Origin of the sequence: Microcoleus sp. PH2017_12_PCY_D_A, from assembly GCF_020738565.1 — a bacterium.
Taxonomy (GTDB): domain Bacteria; phylum Cyanobacteriota; class Cyanobacteriia; order Cyanobacteriales; family Microcoleaceae; genus Microcoleus.
In genome coordinates, this window is record NZ_JAEQCI010000082.1 from 1 (window position 1) to 18,275 (window position 18,275).

Consider the following 18,275-nt stretch of genomic DNA (forward strand, 5'->3'; position numbering starts at 1 on the left):
AGTTTGATGCCCTGTTTCTAACTGCTGTTGTAACTCGGATATTTGAGATTGCAGTTGATTTTGATTTTGATTGGCTGTCTCGATTTGAGTTTGCAATTGCGATTCTAATTCGGAGCGAGTTGCTAAATCAGATTGCAGTTGCGATCGCTCTTGATATACAATTTCTAACTGATTTTCTAATTCGGATACTTGAGCTTGCAGTTGAGCTTGACTCTGATTGGCTGTCTCGATTTGACTTGGGAATTCCGAGAGTTGAGCGAAAAGGTGCGATCGCTCTCTGTTAGCCGTTTCTAATTGAAGCTGCAATTCTGACAACTGAGACAGCAGTTGTTCCCGCTCTCCAAGCACCGTTTCCGATCGACTTTGCAGCTCAGATAATTGAGAATTTAGCTGCATTTTATCTTGGTTGGCAGCTTCTAACTGTGTTTCCAGCTCAAATAATTCAGATTGAGATTGCTGCGGTTGTTGGCTAGCGGTTTGCAATTGAGAGTTGAGTATTTCTCTTTCTTGCTCTGCACTCTCCAGTTGAGCTTGCAAATCTGCAAGTTGAGACTGAAGTTGCTCCCGCTCTTGAATTGAGCGATCGAACTTAATTTGAACTTCCGACAACTGGTATTGTACCTGCAATCTGGTTTGACTAGCCGTTTCCAACTGACTTTCAAATTCCGAAAGCAGAGCGTCAAATTGAGAACGTTGTGCATCAACCGCCTCTAACTCTGCTTGCATTTCCCGGATTTGAGCGTTAAGTTGCGATCGCTCCTGAGTTGCAACTTCTAACTGATATTTAAGTTCGACCACTTCCGCTAACTGAGACTGAGCTTGCTCAGCATTTTCTAGCTGAAACTGCAAATCAGCAATCAGAGCATTAACTTGCGATCGCTCCTCAGCAATTCCCGCCAAAAATCCTTCCAATTCCGACACTTGAGTATTTAACAAATCTTGCTCGCCCGTCACAACTTCTAAGCGACTTTGCAACTGGGACAATTCTGAATTTAGCTGATTTTCATTCTGCATCTTTTCCCGCAATTCCGAAGTTCGGGCATCCAACTGCGACGACAGCTTCGATATCGCCTCCTGCGAACCCTGCATCCGCACCAAATTGCGTGAATTTCGCTTATTCAAAATTAGCCAGCAAACTAATGCCCCGCCTCCAAATCCTATTAATAAAAGTAATGCTTCCATTGGTTTTATCTAATTCATATAAAGTGATTTGCCTTGCAGCTTGCCCTCAAAAAACGGACATCCAGAAATCGCTAACTTACTCAGGCTATCACAACTTGGGCCCTTGCGTTCACTTGGCTCGGCAATTTATATTTATTTACAAAAACCCAACAGGTAAGGTGTGCATTGGTGTCAACAATCGCCTGAAAACCTTTGTATCTCTCGTTTATAGCCGAGTCTCCCTCCCCCTCGCATACCCCTTCAAAAGGCGAGTAGGGGTTGACGCAAGAGCGCTTCCGGTTCCCCCCTTCTTAAGGGGGGTTAGGGGGGATCGAAAACCTAATCGTCAAACAGTAAATCGGCACTAAACTTGACGCGCTTGTTGACACTAAAGTCAGATGTTCTGCACAAGTCCAATTAGCGAAGCAAATCCACAATATGAGGAATAATCCCCATATGTTGAGTCAGCAAATAATCCAACCTATCCGCCAGCAAACTAAAAATTAAATCGTTATAACTCATCCCGTATTCCGCCAAACCCAAAGCCACCAAACTCGTCACATTTTCTCCAGGATGCTTCAGATCCGGTTTCGGATTTGCTTCCAAAACATAAAGCGAGCCATCAGCATCGCTGCGGACATCAATCCGCACCAAACTGTTCAAACTAAACTCCCAATAAATTTTACTAGCCAACTCAATTAACTGCTGTTTTAGTTCAGGTTCCTCCGCGCCCATCAACCGTCCGCGATCGGCCGTAATCGCCTTTTTATCCATAGAAGTAAAGATGCGTTCCTCCGACTCCAAAACTCGTTCTACCGTCGAAAAGGCAAAGGGTTTCGGATTTTTGTAAAAACCGCCTTTAGCATAAGTAACATAGCCGCAAACCGCTACACAAAATTCTCGTCCCGGCAAATATTTTTCAATTAAAGCAGTATTGTGAGTTGCTCGGTGGACTTCGGAAACCGCCTGAGACAAACCTTCAATCTTGTCTACAAAATGAACGTGCAGCGAAGCGCGGCCGGATACTGGTTTAACCACAAAAGGCCCTAGATATTCGCCAAAAGCAATGGCAAACCGCTCGTGCAAATTAGGCTGCAAAATTCCTTGAGAAGGATGCCAAGTCATAAACGGAGCGGTTTTAATTCCGACTGATTGCAGTTCCCGTTTAAAAGCGTGTTTGTTATCTAAAGTTGAACTGTTTAATGGATTGTGACCGACATAAGGCATTCCCAACATTTCCAACAAGGCGGGAGTGTGACAAACTGGATTGTAGCCCTGGACGCCGCCCGTATTCAGCCACACTAAATGGATATTTTGTTGTTTTAGCTGTTGCGGCAAGTTCATGTCGTCAGGGATGACATAGACGTGGTTGAAACCAATTTCTGTTAATGCTTGGGCAATCTCGCGGGCGACTGTTTCGTAACTTTTCCAAGAGCGGGGATTGTGTGTTTTGTAAATCACGGAGTCCGGGCGATCGCAGTTGCCGCCGAATACCACAGCAATTCGCAATTTAGCAAAAAATACCTCTAAATATTGAGGCAGTAAACTCAAGTCATAATGCCATGAATTCATGTTAGTTGATTTTGCAAACATTTAAGTATTTGTTCCTTGTTGTTTCATTTTTTGTCGGTTGAACTGCTAGATTTTGCTAAATATATTCCCGCTAAAACCACGGCCAAAGCGAACCAATTAAATAAGCTCAAACTTTCGGCAAATAGTAACCAGGCAAGAATTGCGGTAATCACGGGTTCTAGCAGCAGGAAAAGCGCGACAAATCCCGATGATAAACGGCCGAGACTGTGGATGAGAAGTCCTTGGCCGAAAGCTTGGCAAATCACGGCTAAAGCAATTACAGCCAGCCATCCTTGCCAAGAATAAGGGAAAACCCGATCGCCCGCCAGCACCACCAGCGGCAAAATCAAGATGCTGCCAATAAAACAGCGCCACATCAAGATAGTTGTCGCCGGGAACTTGGCGCGCAAATGTTCTGCTATCAGTAGATTTCCTGCATAAAACATCGCCGATAACAGCGCAGCAATGTCACCGGCAAAATTGTCTCCCGCTATTTGCAAGTCTTTAGTGCCGATCGCAATTGCACCTCCCAACGCCACCGCCAGTCCCACCAAAAACCTGCTGTCAAAGCGCCTTCCCAACAGCAGCCATCCCCCCAAAGTAGTAAATAAAGGAGTTAAATTCCGCAGTACAGTAGAATTAGCGACATTCGTCTGAGTCAGCGACCAAGCCCACAAACCCAAAGAAGCAGAAGAAACCACGCCTACGGCTGTTAATAAAATGAAATCGCGCAGAGTGTAGGTCGATCGCACTTCCACCTCATCCCCAGACATTCGGCGGCGCGCTTCCCCCGCACCATTCCAGAGTCCAAATACCGCAGTTGCTATCCACAAACGGTTAAAAACCGTAGCATTCGGGCCGATTTCCCGTTCGCTCAACCTAATAAAAATGGCGGCCAGGGACACCGCCAGCAGCGCCGCCGACAAGGAGACGATCGCCCAAACTTTACCTTGACTGTCAGCTAATTCACCGTTTGTTAAATTGTCCGGGTTGCCCGAAACAATAGTTTTGTCTTCTGTTGTTAAGGCGGAGTTTAACTCATTTTTATCCAAAATATTGCGCTGTAGTTCAATATTTTCTTCTGGCAATCCCAGTTTTTTTGACATTGTTAAATTTTCCCATGAAGGCAGAAGGCCAGAATACCCGGCGGTTTCAACCGTACGTCCTATCTTAGGTTGAAGGTTTCACAGAAAGCCTTGTCAACGCCTCCTGGAGCGCCGGCGGCAATTGACGGATAATCTTGCCCTTGTCCCGATCGACACCAACCAAAGTTACCTGTGCAGTCACGTACAATTCTTGAGCGTCGGGCGATCGAATTTCGTAATCCCAAAGTAGCCTCACCCCCTCGCTAGCAAGCATCCGCGTTCTCACTGCCACAGATTGACCCATTTGTACAGAGCGGTGGTAGCGCAGCGAAAGCTCAACCACGGGCAATTCCACACCCTGCGCCACCCACTCTGCATACTCGATGCCGAGAGAGCGCAAACTTTCCACCCGCGCTTCCTCCATCCAAGCCAGATAAGTCCCGTGCCAAACCGCGCCGCTGTAGTCAGTATGGTGGGGGTAGACTCGCACCAAATATTCAAACCAGCCCTCCGAGTCCATCCCGGGCCGCTTTTGAATAGCACCAGCCGCTGCGAGTTCTGGTTGAGTTCGATCGTTCTCTAACACGTTACAAATTGTTCCAAAACGCTACATTTCTACAAATCATAAAGCAAACTTCAAGATTATGCTTAACATTAAGCCACTAGAGTAACAACGCCCTAGTGAGAGCGCTGCACCAGAAAACTCAACTGTTTTTACCCCAAAAACCATGATAGAAAAAATTTTAGTAGCCGTCGCCGGTCGCGGCTTGTGCGAAGAGATGTTTAATATGTTGATGGACATCCCTTCCTTGCAACAAAGCTCTGTCACCGTTCTGCACGTCGTGCCGCAGCAAGTAACTTCCGATGGCATGGCCGACAAGTTGGAAGAAGGAGGTAAAATTTTAGCACAAGCAGTGCAGTCTTTGAAAATAGATCCCAGCAAAGTCAATCCGCGGCTGAAACAGGGAGATCCAAAAACCACAGTTTGCCAAGTCGCAGAAGAAGAAAAATCCGACTTAGTGATTATGGGTTCTAGGGGATTCGGACGGCTGCAATCGATTTTGGAAAACTCAGTCAGCCAGTACGTTTTCCAGCTAACATCCAGACCGATGCTGTTAGTAAAAGACGATATCTACGTCAAAAAAATTAAGCGCGTCATGGTGGCGCTAGACAACTCAGAATCTGCAAAACAGTCATTGCAGCTTGCGCTATCTTTGGTTAAAGAAGTCAGCGGCGGACAGATAATTCTAGTACACGTCACCAAAGATTTGACGGGAAAATCTACTGAAGATTTAACAGCAACTGCTGAAAAAGACCCCGTATTGGCTCCCGGAGTAGCCCTCGCGAAACAAATGGGAGTTAGCTACCGCTGCGTGAGTGCGACAGGTAAGCCCGGGGAAGCAATTTGTCAGATTGCAGACGAGTTGAATGCAGATTTGTTGGTAATCGGTTCCCCCGATCGGCGGCCAAACGTTGCTAAAAACTTCCTGGATCTCGATCGACTCCTAGGAAATTCCCTATCAGACTACGTGCGAGTCTACGCCAACTGTCCCGTCTTGCTAGCCCGCACAGTTGTCAGCTAAACTCTCAACACTAACAGTTAACAAAAAAGCGCCCCAGCAAAAAACTGTTGGCGCTTTTTTTACAACCAGCTTTCGCCAGAAATAAATAGCAGCAGTTGCTACTCTTTTCCGCCTTGACGGCTAGCCGTTTGAATGTACAGAATGATTAGAAAAACACTGGGAACCAATACAAACAGAATGGTTGCCACAAACCCTAAATCGTTAACTTCCATGAAGACCCCCGCCTGTATCGGAAAATAGGAAAACACACACCACTAGGATACCACTCAAAGGCCAAAGGCAAACTGGAAGACAGAAGGAGCCTCGGAGCCACGGAGAGCCCGAGAAGCGGAAAGCGGGAGAATGTCTACTTCTTCTTCCCTCTTCCCTCTTCCCTCTTCCTTCCTTTGGCTACGCGATCGGACAAGTCTTCTTTCTATCCGTTACATCCGTTACATCCGTTACATCCCGTACAGTGCTTCGTTGCCGAACTTCCTTCATCAAGCCCAGCTAAGGCTTCGTCTTGACGCTCACCGGGCCGTTGACCATAGTTTGACAAGCCAACCGATAGTTTTCGGGCTTTTTCTTGAGCTTGCGGTTCTCAAAGTCAGTGCGGGGCGACAGATTTTCACCGCCCTCGACAATTTCCACAATGCAGGTGCCGCATTGACCGATGCCCCCGCAATTCATCATCTTTCCCGAAAACGTGTATAAGTCGATGCGGTTTTCTAGAGCTTTGAATCTCAAATTGGCTCCGTCTGCTGCGATGACTTCCTGATTTTCCTTCACAAACTTGATATTGGCCATTGCCGATCCTTTAACGCAGTTGACATAGAACTCTATTACAAAATATTAACTAATGTGTCGGTTATTAAGAATATTTAGGGCCCAGAAAGTAGAAATTGCTCGTGGGGCAACTCAAAATGCAAAAATCTGGCTCCTGATTTTTGCATTGGTGGTTTTGACTGGACGCTGGGCGTGCGGGGTCAGAAACTCGGTGTATCCCTAGATTTCACGCCGCCAAACCAATATTTTGCCCAGAAACCGGATTTCTGGGTCTTAGTTTTGAGTTGCCAAATACACGATGCCCAATGCCGTTGGCGGTAAAAGGTCGATCGCCCGAACCGAACCCAACCCAACCTAACCTCAAGGAGCATCCGAGAGGTTATTAGTCGGAAGATTGCTCACAGCGCGCTGGAGAGACGAAAGCCCCAGGTTGTAGTTGACAATTGCCGACAATCGGTTTCTCTCAGCCCTAGTCAAATCTGTTTCCGCCTGAATCACATCCGTCTGAGTGCCGACGCCAGCTTGAAACCGGAGTCTGGCCAGACGCAAAGCTTCCCTCGACTGCAAAACTCCGGCTTCAGAAGTTTCGATATTTTCAAAACTCGACTCCAAACCAAAATAAGCTTGTTCGACTTCCCGGCGCACTTGGTTGCGGATTTGGTCAAATCGACTTTCGGCGATCGAGATATCGGCATCCCGCTGTTTCACCCTCGCCTTCACCGCGCCCCCGTCGAAGAAATTCCAAGTCAGATTGGCTTGTACCGCATAGCCACTCGCCCAGCCGCGAGTTGAAAACGGTCTTGTATCGTCAGTAGTTAGCCCTTGAAAGTTGTAGGAACCAGTGACATTAACTTGAGGTAGCCCCCCCGCCCGAATCGATCGCCTCTGTTGCTGGCTGATATTCCTCTGTACTAACTGCTGTTCCAACTCGGGGCGATTCTTAAAAGCCTGGACAATACTCTCTTCCAAAGACAGCCTCCAGGAGCCAGCTTGCTCCACCGGGTCAGCCGCCGTCAAGTTTGCCGACTGACTGATATTCAAAATCTCAGCCAGCCGCCGCTGGGCCACCCGCTGATCGCGACGGGCCACGGACAGTTGCTGCACTTCGTTGGCCACATTTGACTGAGCCTGCAACACAGCAAAGCGGGTTCCCACCCCGGCGCGTTCCAAAGCTTCCGCATCCCGCAAACTTTGCTGGGCATTTCTCACCGAAGCTTGGCGGATAGCAACTTGTCCGTCGGAGTTTTGCAGGTTGTAGTAAGCCTCAGCAGTGTCGAAGCGGAGTTGCTCGGCTTGGCGTTCCAAATCCAGTTCCCGAAAGCGCAACTGTTCCCTAGCGGCGCGGATATTTGCGTTGCGGCGGCCGAAAATGTCGAGGTCGTAGCTCAACTGCAAAGTGTTGTTGAGACCGATCGTGCCGAAATTTTGAAACTCGGGAGAATTGGTCGGGAGTTGGCGGCTGGCGGGTAAATTTGCATTTTGGCGGAGTCGAGTCTGCACCCCAATCTGTCCGCTGGCGCTGACTTGGCGGGTTGCGGCCATTTGAAAAGTCAGATCTGGAAATAAAGCAGCCTGCTGTTCGCGCACGCCCGATCGACTTTGTTCGACTTGTTTCTGGGCGATTTGCAAAACTTGGCTGTTGCGGCGGGCCAGATCGATCGCCTGCTGCAAAGTAATTGACTGAACTTCCTCGATCCTGACATCCTCCGGCTTTGTCGGAAACTGTAGCGGATTCGGGTTGGGTTCCAGGGTAGCCGGGGGCTTGGTGTCTAAAATGCCCTTCGGGGTAAGAGGCGGGAAAGTTTCATTGGGAGTGCCGCGGGGAACTGGTGCTGGCAAATTCGGCGCCGGAACATTGCTGGGGTTGCTCGGAACAGGTTTCTGCCGAGTATTTGCCGGTGCTGGTGTTGGAGACTGCGCCAAATACTCCTGCTGGGTTGATGGGGCAGCCGGAGCAGCCTGTTGGGGCTTTGATGCTTGCTCTGACTCGGTTGGGAGAGTTGCTGCGATCGTAGCTTCCCCGGGCTGCTGAGAGTCGGAGGTTGGTGGGTTTTGGGCGATCGACTGTTCTGGAGCTTCTGATGTTGGTTCTGAGGCTGTGTTCGAGGTCGATCGAATATTCTGCGCTAATTCGATCGGATTGCTAAGGGAGGAACTGTCCTGAGATTGAGCCGGAGGCTGTGCTGAAGCACCCTGTCCGGCGTTGCTGAAAGTAATTGCAGCGCCCACTCCGACCACCACGATTTGACGAAAAACACGCATAATTTTTTAATTACTTTGCAATTCTAGAGACAATTTTAGAGCAAGATTGAGGTCTCAAGTTTCTAGTTTGTTTCCTGAACCCGACAGTTACAAGTCATAATTACCGTACTCGTGTTGCTTGTGAAGGCTTGATGCAAAATTTACAATTGAACTTCAGCAGTTGCCAGACCGATCGCCCCCGAGATTAGTTCCTCTACGCCACTTACCGGCAAAATCCGGGTTTTCAGGGACTTTTCGAGCTGTTCTACGGTCATGTCGTCAAGAAAACGAGGTTCCCCCTGTTTTAGCATCACCGAAGGCAGGAGGATGCCATCTCCCAAGTCTTTTCCCTGCAAAGCTTCGAGTAAATCTTGCCCGGTGAGCAAACCCGTAACAGTGATAGTTTGTCCCCAGTAGCGGCTGGACAGTGCCACCATGTTGACGGACAAGCCGGGAATCTGGTTGAGTTGTTGTGCGATCGGCAAAAAAGCCTTTTCAACAGCATTTCCCACCACCCAAATTAATTTTCTCGGAGAGTCAACTTTCGCCTCTTGATGCTTCTCAAAAGCCGTTTCAAACTGTTGAATAAACTGCCGAATCGAACCCACACCATTACCAATTTGGGGATAATCTGCATAATCAGCCGCCGACGGCAAATCCAAACCAGCAATTAAAAACCACTCATCAGCCAGCCAAATACAGCGCGATTTTGAATCTCCCTCAGTTGCTAAAATGGGATTTAAATCTTCTCCCCCCCTTGACAAGGGGGGGTTGGGGTTAGAATCTCCTTCAGTTGCTAAGATGGGATTTAAATCTTCTCCCCCCCTTGACAAGGGGGGGTTGGGGGGGGTGGATTTTGAATTCCTCCTTTTCGCCTTTTTACCGTTTTTCCCCTGACTTAAAACCCCTTGAATTTGCTGCACTTGCGCGATAACTTCCCGCGCTTTTTCCGGAGTTACAGCAATCAATTCATCTTCCGCAGGACGAAAGCGAGTCAAACCCACCGGCACCACAGCCACCGAAGCCACAGCCGGGATATTTCCAGTATGAAACTTTGCCAAATCTAGCAAAGTGCGTTCCAAATGTTCGCCGTCATTAATCCCCGGACAAACAACAACTTGAGCGTGAATTTGCAAGCGGCGCTCTTGAAACCATTTAATTTGTTCTAAAATCTTCCCAGCCCGAAAATTTTTCAGCAACCTAATTCGCACATCCGGTTCCGTAGCGTGCACCGAAACATAAAGAGGAGAAAGCCGCATTTGTTCGATGCGATTCCACTCTTTTTCAGTCAGATTCGTGAGAGTCAGATAGCTGCCATAAAGAAAGCTGAGGCGGTAGTCATCATCCTTGAGATATAAAGTTTCGCGCTTTCCTGGAGGCTGCTGGTCGATAAAGCAAAAAGGGCAGCGGTTGTTGCACTGAATTAGTCCGTCGAAGAGCGCGGTTTCAAATTCCACACCCAAGTCTTCGTCATACTCTTTTTCTATTTCCAACTTGTGAGTTTTGCCTTTAGCATCTAAAACTTCTAGTTCGAGAAATTCGTCGGCGCACAGGAATTGATAATCGATCAAGTCGCGGGGTTTTTGGCCGTTGATGGCGACGATCGAGTCTCCGACATCAAATCCCATTTCGGCGCAGATGCTGTCGGGGATAACTTTGGTGATTAGGGCTGGCTTGGTTGAGGATTCGCTCATAATTTCGGGATTAATTTTTGAGATTTGATAAATTATTTTTGACAATTTTTTGTAGATTAGGACTTAGGAACGGGTGGCGATAAACCGGGTTTTTACCCAAATACTTGCTTGAGGCCCTCTATCTCGGTTAACAACCCGGTTTCTTTGTTTGGAGTGCGTTCCTAACTATATATTTAAATGTGTAAATATCATTATCATAATTAGCGTTTTTTGTCAATTTATTCGGGCAACACCGAGTGCAGTGATTTGTCAGACTTTATATTTTTTTAGGGTGACTGTATGGATATGCAAAGAATTAGTTCATAATCGCCGTTAACACTCCTGCAATCATTTTACTTTTTGGATGCGACCGGCACCAAAACGACGCACATAGGTTGAACCAACGCGCACGATCCATATCTGAGCAGTGGGGTACTTTGTTCGGAGTCGGCTACAGGCAACTATCTCGTTACTATCGATTTCCCATGCAGATGTCTCAATATCGATCGCCACAATTTTACCTTTGTTACTGGGTTCCACTTGCGATCGCACTATGCGATCGTATATCTCATCGCCAAGTCGTGCAAACTCTTGCTTGCTATAACGGGGTTTCAGAATAGTCATCGCAGTTCTCTGTGGTTGTCAACTTAATTATACACTTTTAACTTTCAGAGGATGCTTGCATTTACCAAATCAACTGAATTGGCTTTAACAAAATAAACTTGTCCTGTCACCGAACATACACCATTATATTTTTTCCATACACTGTCCTGCAATCTGCACCTGAAAAGGTATTCCCGATCGCGTTGGCTGCCATCCGAGTTGCAGTGCTTGCCGTATCCATTGTGCTACATCAGAGGGTCTTACTGGTATTTCACAGTGATTTATACTCCCGTTTTGAGGATGAGGTCGATCGGTGATAATAACTAATACCGAACCTGAATTTTCAGCGTGTTCGACAGCAACATGAAGATTTCCGCCATGAAAGCATTCTTGTGTATAAGTAGGTTGTCTGCGGATGAGCCAGATGAAAGACTCCCCGTCAACAATGATTTTTCTGGTTCCTTTTTTCGGTATTGACATAGTTTGTTTCAACTGAAATATTTCCGCCTTTTGAATAAGCATTGAGAAACCGGGTTTCTGACGAAAAATATAGGTTTTGTGGCAGAGTTTTTGCCAGAAACCCGGTTTCTGACCTCTCGTGCGTAAGTCCTATGTGCTTTCTAAATCTTCCCGGTCTGATGAAAAAGCGGTAATGTTTGTCCGGTCATTGATTGCTGCCAAGATTGGTGAAAGCTTGCGGCTCAATGTCATACTGCTTTGCATGGGCATATCATATCATGTCCGGTCTATTACCAGCGATCGAGACGGTTTGTAGTGTGGACTTTAGTCCGCAAAATCCTGCGGACTAAAGTCCGCACTACAAACTTGTTCGTAGTGCGGACTTTAGTCCGCAAAATCCTGCGGACTAAAGTCCGCACTACGAACTTGATGATGGTTATTTTAGTTACCCACGATCGCATACCACAAACTCACCATCAAACACAAACTCGCTAAATGCTGGGGCATCAAAGATTTAATCGATCGCTTGGCAATTTTTTGCGTCACAAATATTGTCACCAACAATGATACAATTAAAGTGACGCCTTGCAAAAAACTAATCACCGCCGGATCTCCCACAAAACTCGGCAAATCCTCTCTAACTTGTCCGAAAGTGGCAAAAGTTACGGGAATAACTCGCCCGCCTTCCTGCAAGCCCAACCGCCAATAGTGAGCCAAACTACCGCCCCAAACTAGAGGTAGATATCCGTAGGCGAGACAGACAAATGAAAGCGGTTTAGTAATTTTAAATGGCATGGTTTCTGCTTGTCCCAATCGATAAATTGCTTGCATGACTGCATAGGCTACTAGGGGAATCATCGGCGGGATAATTAACACTGCGATCGACAGTCCTAAATGAGGTAAAAATTGCTCTAAATTGATGCCCAGCCCCAACAAACTATTGATCTCCGGTAAGCGGTGGAGATAGATACCGCCTAATAATAGAAATAATAGGGCAACTTCATAACTGTGGGGAACGTGGGTTGTCCATAATTCAATGCCGGGAGGGCGCAAATTTAATTCTACCGATCGATGGGGACAAGCTTTCAAACAAGTCATGCACAACACGCAATCTTTATTATCGGTTAATTGGGCTGGATGGGAATAAACCGGACATCCATCAGTCGTCAATCCTTCCCCAAAACCTGCGCCTCCTTTATAACAATGGTAGGTGCTGCATTCCGCCGCGCAGGTTCCTTGTTGGGCGCGCAGTTCGATAATTGAGAGTTTAGCAAATAAGCCATTCATTCCCCCGATCGGGCATAAATAACGGCACCAAAACCGCCTCTCGAATATCAGCGAAAAAATTACTGCGCCCGCCGTAATTAGCAATAACAAACAACTGGATAAATAGGCAGTATTTTCTAAATTCCACAACTCTTCCCACAGAAATATCATAGTAAATAATCCGAAGAGAAACCAGCCGCCCCATTTTTCGGCTAATTGGCGCGGCCATTTATTGAGAGTTCGCGGTAAAATTTTCAGCGATAGTTTTTGGACGATTTCCCCATAAATCATAAACGGGCAAAAAGCACACCACAATCGCCCGACGATCGGGAATAATAATAAAATTAACGGCCACCACCACGCCCAAAAGATATTTAGGGCAAAATTGTGTTGTCTATCTTGGGGAGCAACAAACAGGATAATTACTACTAATGCAAATACCCAAGTGGTAAACCAATAATTCACGCGATCTGGATACCAATCGCTCCGCAAAAATTGCCTAAATTTGGGATATATCTTGAATAAATTCAGCCGGAACTTTTGTTGTTTCGCCGCTTGGGCCCAGAATACTTCTTCCGTTAATACCTGATTTCCCTGGGCTTGAACTAAAGCGCGATCGACCATTCCCTGCAATTCCTGCAAGTTCCCTGGAAAATCGTAGGCTTGCAAGCGGCGAATTGCTTCCGGCGTTACTTGGGGCTTGACTAATTTCTTTTTGCGACAAATGATGTTGAGATAATAGTTGACTTGTGCCTCTAAATCTGCTTTTCTCACCCGCAATGATGGAACTTTAATCTTATGTTGCGTCAGGTTATCTAGTTGGGGTTGGACGGTTTCTGAAATTAAAATTATCCTGGCTTTACTAGCTCGCGGTGGTGGCGGTATTTGTCCTTCTTTGACAACTGGTGTATAAGTTCCCTCGGTTAATAGTTGCTGAATTTGAGGGCATAATTGAGCTGGCAATTCTTGCACGTCGTTTAAAATTAACGTACCTTCTCCCAACCATTCTAACAACCCAGGTTTACCGCCCAAACGCCCGAATAATTCGGCTCCATTGCTCTGAATCAAGGCACTTTTGATCTGAATTATTGGTTCGCTGCGCCGATCGGACCCGAAATGAATTAAAGCGGCTAAATTATCTTTTTCTAAACCGGGTTCGCCAGAGATTAATACCGATCGCGCGTCACTCGATGCAGTGCGAATTTGTTGCCGCAATTTTACCGCATAACGGCTATTCCCAATGACTCCCCGTTTCGCCTGCGGTACTAGATAGCTGCGGAGGGCATTTTGACGCTCTTTTTCGTAGGCGATTTCTGCTTCTAACTGCTCTAATTTCGCAGCCAAACGTTGGGCGTAGGCTTCGACAATCTGCGGATATCTTTCTAGTAAATTGCGCCAGCGATCGGCACTAATTACCCAAAATTGACATTCTGTACGGGTAATAATTCTACTATCTGCCGGTTGCGATCGCCCGAGGGCGGATAAATTCGCGATCGCCCCCGGTAACAAGCTGCTCGCCCACATCAATCCGGGTTGTTTGCGGCGGTAGCGATCGGCAACTCCCCGTTCTAAAATGTAGAGATTGGTGACAGGCGTATCTTCGATTACCACTCGAAATCCTGGGGGAAAAGTTGTCGCTTGCATTTCACGGGCGAGATCCTGTAAAATCTCGCGGGATAATATACCTAATTCGGTGCTCTCTTCGAGCCAGTTAACTAATGTTTCGGTAGACATCGCTTAGCGCCGGCGAAAGCCGAATCGTGGTAGTTGGTGTAGGATATATCATTGTGCTACATCAATCAATATTAACTGCTGGAACTAGCCTTTTGAGTTTTAGTGTGGTGTGAATTTTTTCTCTTCAGTATAGGCGATCGACACTCCCAGTTCTAATATATTTTTTCTACGCATCCTCGGGCAATCTGCACGTGAAAACGTTTCCCCAGTCGGTGAGGTTGCCATCCTAAAACGATCTCGCAAACTCTACTTGCGGCAGCAATATTTTAATAATTTGCCAATGTTCCCCAGCATCATTTCGGTGGCGAAAACGCGCCGCAGTCAAGCGTTGCAAGTTCGGTTAAAAGCGGTAAATCATCCACGAGTAAAGTTGTTGCTTGTAGTTGACTGTAAGTTATACTGGGGATTGCAGTCATTTACTGTAGAGCTTGAATAAATGCAGGGCAAATTTTTTCGCAAGCCAGAATCAGATAACAGTGATCGCGTCCCCCCGGGTCAATACCTCGCCAACGGCTTTCCCGTTCTGACTTACGGCGATACACCCTCCGTCAGCATTGAGACTTGGGAATTTAAAGTCTGGGGATTGGCAAAACCAAAAACCTTCACTTGGTCTGACTTCCAGGCCATGCCCCAAAGTAACTTTACTGCGGATTTTCACTGCGTCACCCGCTGGTCAAAACTTGACGTGCAGTGGACGGGAGTCAAAGTCACGGATTTTATGAACAGCATAGAAGTCGATCCTAAAGCCCTCCACGTCCTGGAACACTGCTACGGCGACTACACTACTAATATTGCGATCGCCGACTTCCTCCGAGAAGAAAACTTTTTCGCCCACACCGTCTTCGGCGAACCGCTATCCCCGGATCGCGGCGGCCCGATGCGGTTGGTAGTTCCGCACCTGTACGCCTGGAAAAGCGCGAAATGGATTAACGGCCTGGAGTTTACAGAAACCGAACAACTCGGTTTTTGGGAACGCAACGGCTACCACCGGAGGGGCGAACCTTGGGCTGAGGAACGCTACAGCGGTCTTTTTTGATGCGATCGACGATCTATCGCGATTAGGGCTTGCCAATAGCATCTATATATGGTATTGGTTGAGGTGCAATCGGCTCAGCAATTTTGAAAGCAGAAAGCCGCTCTCGATCGCATCTTTGGGATCTGTCACGGCGCGGGATCTGTGTAGTTCCACCAAAAGACCTAAACCGGACGATCGCACGAATGTAAGTAATTTACCCGAGCGATCGACTACTTTAATTCCCATAGGCAAGTCCCAAACAACAAATATTCGCAGTTTCTGGATTAATAGAAAACTTTTATAACTGTCAGATTCCCCAACAGCGACCCCGCTCAAAAACAGGTACCGTCCCACGTAAACGATTGTCAGAGTAGAACCCAAAATTTTCTACCTTAGTTCAAGCTCCCAGATTCAAGGAGCTGCAACTAAATCTAAAATCGACTGACAGTGTTTGTACCTAAGTGTTTGCTGTTAAAGATTTAGACTTGGAATAAAATCTAAAATTAGGATAAACCCACCAAAATCTATTTTGCGGGTTAGCGCTCGCACGACCGCGATTGCAAGGTTGACAGCCATAATTTTTATAATTTTTGGTGTGTATTTTTAGGGGGCGATCGCCCGCTTAGCGATTGGCTAGACAGCATTTATAAAGATATTGTAAAGGCTTCATAAAGAGTTTGTCAAAATTCACATAAAGTCAAAAAAAAAACACAAACTATCAGATAATGAAATTATTAATATCTTGCAACAAAAGGAATCAGGCCATGAATACCAAACTCTTATCCGCCCTGACAGCTACCGCAGCCGCCACCGCTCTATTAGGGGCAGGATCTCCAGCCCAAGCCTTCTCCTTTGGTACCAACGGTATCACATTCGGGCAAAATACAGATGTCAAGTTTAACTTCAAAGAGTCTCACGGTATGTACACTTCCTCTTTGGGAATTTACACCGTGAATGACTCGGTGACATCTCTAGTTCACACCCTGTTTTCGGAAACTAAATCCTCAGACAATGGCGCCGAGAACGAATGGAAAGGATCTTTGGGCAATACAGTCTTGGGTTCGGGAGCAGGAGTATTCACATTCCTGGCAAATCAAGTTTACACTTTGGGACTCAACAGCGGCAGCGACGGCACTGTCTACTCGACCTCTGCCTTGAACGCTGGCACCCAACAAGCCGTGTTTGGCGGCTCCTCGTTGTGGACAGCGCTCGGCAGAGAAACAACCAACACTTTCCAAGCTGCCGGAAGTTACACAGATGGAACAGCTTCTCTGTTTAAGGGAGGCACAGTAATCTCCTTCGACGATCGCGGTAACAGCAACGACACAGACTTCCAAGACTTCACCGTCAGCGCAGAAGCAGTTCCCGAACCGATTACCATGACTGGTTTGGCTCTCGGTTTGGGCGGTTTGGTTGCAGCCCGCCGCCGCCGCGCTAGCAAGACAGTTTGATAATTTTTTGAAACGAAACGATTTGCTTAATTACGTTTGACAAAAAAGAATACGATGTGCAGGCGCGCTGATGGGAAATCGGCTCGCCTTTTGCTTGATTTAAGAAGTCATTAGTCATTAGTCATTAGTCATTAGTCATTAGTCATTAGTCATCAGGAATAAGGAATATTTTTCTGATCTCCCACTCTCCCATTCTCCCACTCTCCCGCTCTCCCCCTCTGACACTCCCTCTTTGGCAACAGCAGTTTGCACGAAGAGCGATCGCAAGGATAAACTTTTGACAGTCTGTTGAGTAGCTGCCGAGACTGCTCGGCTAACAAACTTTGCTGCCGTGTTCGTCAGCACAATAACTACCACAGCCGCTGCTATTGAAGGCATTGCCTCGATCGCTTGACCCAGCAGATTTAACAAGCTAGTTTGGATTTGTTGAATTATCGCGCCCATTGTTAAATTTGAACTAAAAAATTTTAGGCAAATAATCGATCGCTGGCTAATTTCTTATTTGGCCAGACTCTTGTTCATGCTATATTCAAGAAATAATGATATCATAGATTTCATTGTCTGTATTGCTAAGTTCATTCCCCGGAAAAACAGAAAGATGAATTTTGATTTGCAGCAACTGATTAAAAGCTTCGGATATTTGGGAATTTGGGCTATTGTGTTCGCGGAATCCGGATTGCTGTTCGGTTTTTTTCTCCCCGGCGACAGCTTGCTGTTTGCTGCGGGAATTGTGGCGTCGGGGCCAAACTCTATGAATATTTGGACGCTAATTTTTGGGTGTTTTGTCTGCGCGGTGGCGGGCGATAATGTCGGCTATGCAAGCGGACACCGTTGGGGCCGCCGCTTATTTAACAAGGAAGATTCGTGGCTGTTTAAAAAAGAATATTTAGAAAAAACCGAAAACTTCTACGAAAAACACGGCCAAAAAGCAGTTGTACTGGCGAGATTTATGCCGATTGTCCGAACTTTTGCCCCGATAGTGGCGGGAGTGGCGGCAATGAAATACAAAACTTTTATGTTTTACAACCTGATCGGCGGGTTTTTGTGGACGGTGGGGCTAACGCTGCTTGGTTATTATTTGGGAAAAATGATTCCGCCGGATAAAGTAGATGAATATTTACTGCCGATTGTTGGCGCAATAATTGTACTTTCTTTTGTGCCTTCGATTATTCATATAATTCAAGAACGCCGCGCTAATAAGTAGAAAGAAGTTCGGCAACGGATTCTGTAACGGATGTAACGGATGTAACGGATGTAACGGATGTAAGAAATTTCAGTTTGATGGAAGTCGTCAAGGGTGAAGTCGGAAGAAGGGATACATAGCAAGCTTTTTGGCCATGGGCGTTTGAGGTTTAATTAGGTGGAATTACTTGATAAAAAACATTCAGTTCGCTCTAAAGTAAGGTTTGAAACTAAAGTTGAAAATTTCAGATTTATCGAGGCAAGTAAATATAAAATCGCTAAAATATAAAATCGCTAAAATATAAAATCAATAAAAAATCTAAAATAAATCTAAAATCTAAAATCTAAAATCTAAAATCGACTGACTCTGGCTGTGTGGGTTACTCCCCGGTGCTGATATCGCAAAGCAAGTCGATCGCGCACAATCAAAATTTAAGATCCGCATCACCCACCCGGAGATAATAAAAATGCAACACTTGCCCCCA

At 46.5% G+C, this 18,275-nt stretch carries 17 protein-coding genes and 1 pseudogene; 4 read left to right on the forward strand and 14 right to left on the reverse strand.

What is annotated here, in order from left to right:
- The 4 genes and pseudogenes from JGK39_RS22785 to JGK39_RS22800 all read right to left on the reverse strand — a co-directional run.
- Positions 1-1,182: pseudogene (locus JGK39_RS22785) on the reverse strand (hypothetical protein); the annotation flags it as partial.
- Positions 1,183-1,578: 396 nt separating this feature from the next.
- Entirely contained in the window at positions 1,579-2,733 is a 1,155-nt protein-coding gene (locus JGK39_RS22790) for an ATP-grasp domain-containing protein (RefSeq protein WP_293257990.1), read from the reverse strand.
- Between the two features lie 44 nt (positions 2,734-2,777).
- Complete coding sequence (locus tag JGK39_RS22795) at positions 2,778-3,839, reverse strand: DMT family transporter (RefSeq protein ID WP_293257992.1); 1,062 nt, start codon at positions 3,837-3,839, stop codon at positions 2,778-2,780.
- Between the two features lie 64 nt (positions 3,840-3,903).
- A complete protein-coding gene (locus tag JGK39_RS22800) occupies positions 3,904-4,404 on the reverse strand; it encodes a thioesterase family protein (RefSeq protein ID WP_293257994.1) in 501 nt (166 codons plus the stop codon).
- Positions 4,405-4,546: 142 nt separating this feature from the next.
- Here JGK39_RS22800 and JGK39_RS22805 point away from each other — a divergent pair, with 142 nt between their 5' ends.
- The gene (locus tag JGK39_RS22805) at positions 4,547-5,401 is read left to right on the forward strand and encodes a universal stress protein (RefSeq protein WP_293257996.1); all 855 of its coding nucleotides are present in this window, start codon (positions 4,547-4,549) and stop codon (positions 5,399-5,401) included.
- A 98-nt stretch (positions 5,402-5,499) separates the two neighbouring features.
- On the opposite strand, the gene psbM is transcribed toward JGK39_RS22805, so the two are convergent.
- The 8 genes from psbM to JGK39_RS22845 all read right to left on the reverse strand — a co-directional run bounded on the left by psbM (position 5,500) and on the right by JGK39_RS22845 (position 14,142).
- Complete coding sequence (gene psbM, locus JGK39_RS22810; RefSeq protein ID WP_193970859.1) at positions 5,500-5,613, reverse strand: photosystem II reaction center protein PsbM; 114 nt, start codon at positions 5,611-5,613, stop codon at positions 5,500-5,502.
- Between the two features lie 277 nt (positions 5,614-5,890).
- On the reverse strand, positions 5,891-6,187 hold the full coding sequence (locus JGK39_RS22815) for a 2Fe-2S iron-sulfur cluster-binding protein (protein ID WP_293257998.1): 297 nt from the start codon (positions 6,185-6,187) through the stop codon (positions 5,891-5,893).
- A 339-nt stretch (positions 6,188-6,526) separates the two neighbouring features.
- The gene (locus JGK39_RS22820) at positions 6,527-8,428 is read right to left on the reverse strand and encodes a TolC family protein (protein ID WP_293258000.1); all 1,902 of its coding nucleotides are present in this window, start codon (positions 8,426-8,428) and stop codon (positions 6,527-6,529) included.
- A 140-nt stretch (positions 8,429-8,568) separates the two neighbouring features.
- Positions 8,569-10,101 (reverse strand): DUF512 domain-containing protein, encoded by a 1,533-nt coding sequence (locus tag JGK39_RS22825; RefSeq protein WP_293258002.1) that lies wholly within the window; start codon positions 10,099-10,101, stop codon positions 8,569-8,571.
- Positions 10,102-10,428: 327 nt separating this feature from the next.
- Entirely contained in the window at positions 10,429-10,704 is a 276-nt protein-coding gene (locus JGK39_RS22830) for a hypothetical protein (protein ID WP_293258004.1), read from the reverse strand.
- Positions 10,705-10,827: 123 nt separating this feature from the next.
- Positions 10,828-11,205, reverse strand: a complete 378-nt coding sequence (locus tag JGK39_RS22835; RefSeq protein WP_293258006.1) for a hypothetical protein — start codon at positions 11,203-11,205, stop codon at positions 10,828-10,830.
- A 227-nt stretch (positions 11,206-11,432) separates the two neighbouring features.
- On the reverse strand, positions 11,433-11,603 hold the full coding sequence (locus JGK39_RS22840; RefSeq protein ID WP_293258008.1) for a hypothetical protein: 171 nt from the start codon (positions 11,601-11,603) through the stop codon (positions 11,433-11,435).
- Positions 11,584-14,142 carry a sigma 54-interacting transcriptional regulator gene (locus JGK39_RS22845; protein WP_293258010.1) on the reverse strand — a complete coding sequence of 853 codons (2,559 nt, stop codon included), beginning with the start codon at positions 14,140-14,142 and terminating at the stop codon, positions 11,584-11,586. The genes JGK39_RS22840 and JGK39_RS22845 overlap by 20 nt, the downstream gene beginning before the upstream one ends.
- Before the next feature lie 436 nt (positions 14,143-14,578).
- Between JGK39_RS22845 and JGK39_RS22850 the strand changes: the two genes are divergently transcribed.
- Positions 14,579-15,178 carry a sulfite oxidase-like oxidoreductase gene (locus tag JGK39_RS22850; protein WP_293258012.1) on the forward strand — a complete coding sequence of 200 codons (600 nt, stop codon included), beginning with the start codon at positions 14,579-14,581 and terminating at the stop codon, positions 15,176-15,178.
- Positions 15,179-15,220: 42 nt separating this feature from the next.
- Here JGK39_RS22850 and JGK39_RS22855 read toward each other — a convergent pair whose 3' ends face one another.
- Positions 15,221-15,403, reverse strand: coding sequence for a hypothetical protein (locus tag JGK39_RS22855; RefSeq protein ID WP_293258014.1), 183 nt, complete (start codon positions 15,401-15,403; stop codon positions 15,221-15,223).
- A 518-nt stretch (positions 15,404-15,921) separates the two neighbouring features.
- Between JGK39_RS22855 and JGK39_RS22860 the strand changes: the two genes are divergently transcribed.
- The gene (locus JGK39_RS22860) at positions 15,922-16,608 is read left to right on the forward strand and encodes a PEP-CTERM sorting domain-containing protein (RefSeq protein WP_293258016.1); all 687 of its coding nucleotides are present in this window, start codon (positions 15,922-15,924) and stop codon (positions 16,606-16,608) included.
- Between the two features lie 138 nt (positions 16,609-16,746).
- On the opposite strand, the gene JGK39_RS22865 is transcribed toward JGK39_RS22860, so the two are convergent.
- A complete protein-coding gene (locus tag JGK39_RS22865) occupies positions 16,747-17,052 on the reverse strand; it encodes a hypothetical protein (protein WP_293258019.1) in 306 nt (101 codons plus the stop codon).
- A 154-nt stretch (positions 17,053-17,206) separates the two neighbouring features.
- On the opposite strand from JGK39_RS22865, the gene JGK39_RS22870 reads away from it, so the two are divergent.
- Positions 17,207-17,812, forward strand: a complete 606-nt coding sequence (locus JGK39_RS22870; protein ID WP_293258021.1) for a VTT domain-containing protein — start codon at positions 17,207-17,209, stop codon at positions 17,810-17,812.
- Positions 17,813-18,275: the final 463 nt, after the last annotated feature.

Excerpts from the sequence above, each read along its gene's own strand:
- JGK39_RS22825 (WP_293258002.1), bottom strand. The coding sequence starts at position 10,101 with ATGAGCGAATCCTCAACCAAGCCAGCCCTAATCACCAAAGTTATCCCC.
- JGK39_RS22855 (WP_293258014.1), bottom strand. The coding sequence starts at position 15,403 with ATGGGAATTAAAGTAGTCGATCGCTCGGGTAAATTACTTACATTCGTG.
- JGK39_RS22845 (WP_293258010.1), bottom strand. The coding sequence starts at position 14,142 with ATGTCTACCGAAACATTAGTTAACTGGCTCGAAGAGAGCACCGAATTA.
- psbM (WP_193970859.1), bottom strand. The coding sequence starts at position 5,613 with ATGGAAGTTAACGATTTAGGGTTTGTGGCAACCATTCTGTTTGTATTG.
- JGK39_RS22865 (WP_293258019.1), bottom strand. The coding sequence starts at position 17,052 with ATGGGCGCGATAATTCAACAAATCCAAACTAGCTTGTTAAATCTGCTG.
- JGK39_RS22870 (WP_293258021.1), top strand. The coding sequence starts at position 17,207 with ATGAATTTTGATTTGCAGCAACTGATTAAAAGCTTCGGATATTTGGGA.
- JGK39_RS22840 (WP_293258008.1), bottom strand. The coding sequence starts at position 11,603 with ATGCGATCGTGGGTAACTAAAATAACCATCATCAAGTTCGTAGTGCGG.
- JGK39_RS22795 (WP_293257992.1), bottom strand. The coding sequence starts at position 3,839 with ATGTCAAAAAAACTGGGATTGCCAGAAGAAAATATTGAACTACAGCGC.
- JGK39_RS22850 (WP_293258012.1), top strand. The coding sequence starts at position 14,579 with ATGCAGGGCAAATTTTTTCGCAAGCCAGAATCAGATAACAGTGATCGC.
- JGK39_RS22790 (WP_293257990.1), bottom strand. The coding sequence starts at position 2,733 with ATGAATTCATGGCATTATGACTTGAGTTTACTGCCTCAATATTTAGAG.
- JGK39_RS22820 (WP_293258000.1), bottom strand. The coding sequence starts at position 8,428 with ATGCGTGTTTTTCGTCAAATCGTGGTGGTCGGAGTGGGCGCTGCAATT.
- JGK39_RS22860 (WP_293258016.1), top strand. The coding sequence starts at position 15,922 with ATGAATACCAAACTCTTATCCGCCCTGACAGCTACCGCAGCCGCCACC.
- JGK39_RS22830 (WP_293258004.1), bottom strand. The coding sequence starts at position 10,704 with ATGACTATTCTGAAACCCCGTTATAGCAAGCAAGAGTTTGCACGACTT.
- JGK39_RS22835 (WP_293258006.1), bottom strand. The coding sequence starts at position 11,205 with ATGCTTATTCAAAAGGCGGAAATATTTCAGTTGAAACAAACTATGTCA.
- JGK39_RS22815 (WP_293257998.1), bottom strand. The coding sequence starts at position 6,187 with ATGGCCAATATCAAGTTTGTGAAGGAAAATCAGGAAGTCATCGCAGCA.
- JGK39_RS22805 (WP_293257996.1), top strand. The coding sequence starts at position 4,547 with ATGATAGAAAAAATTTTAGTAGCCGTCGCCGGTCGCGGCTTGTGCGAA.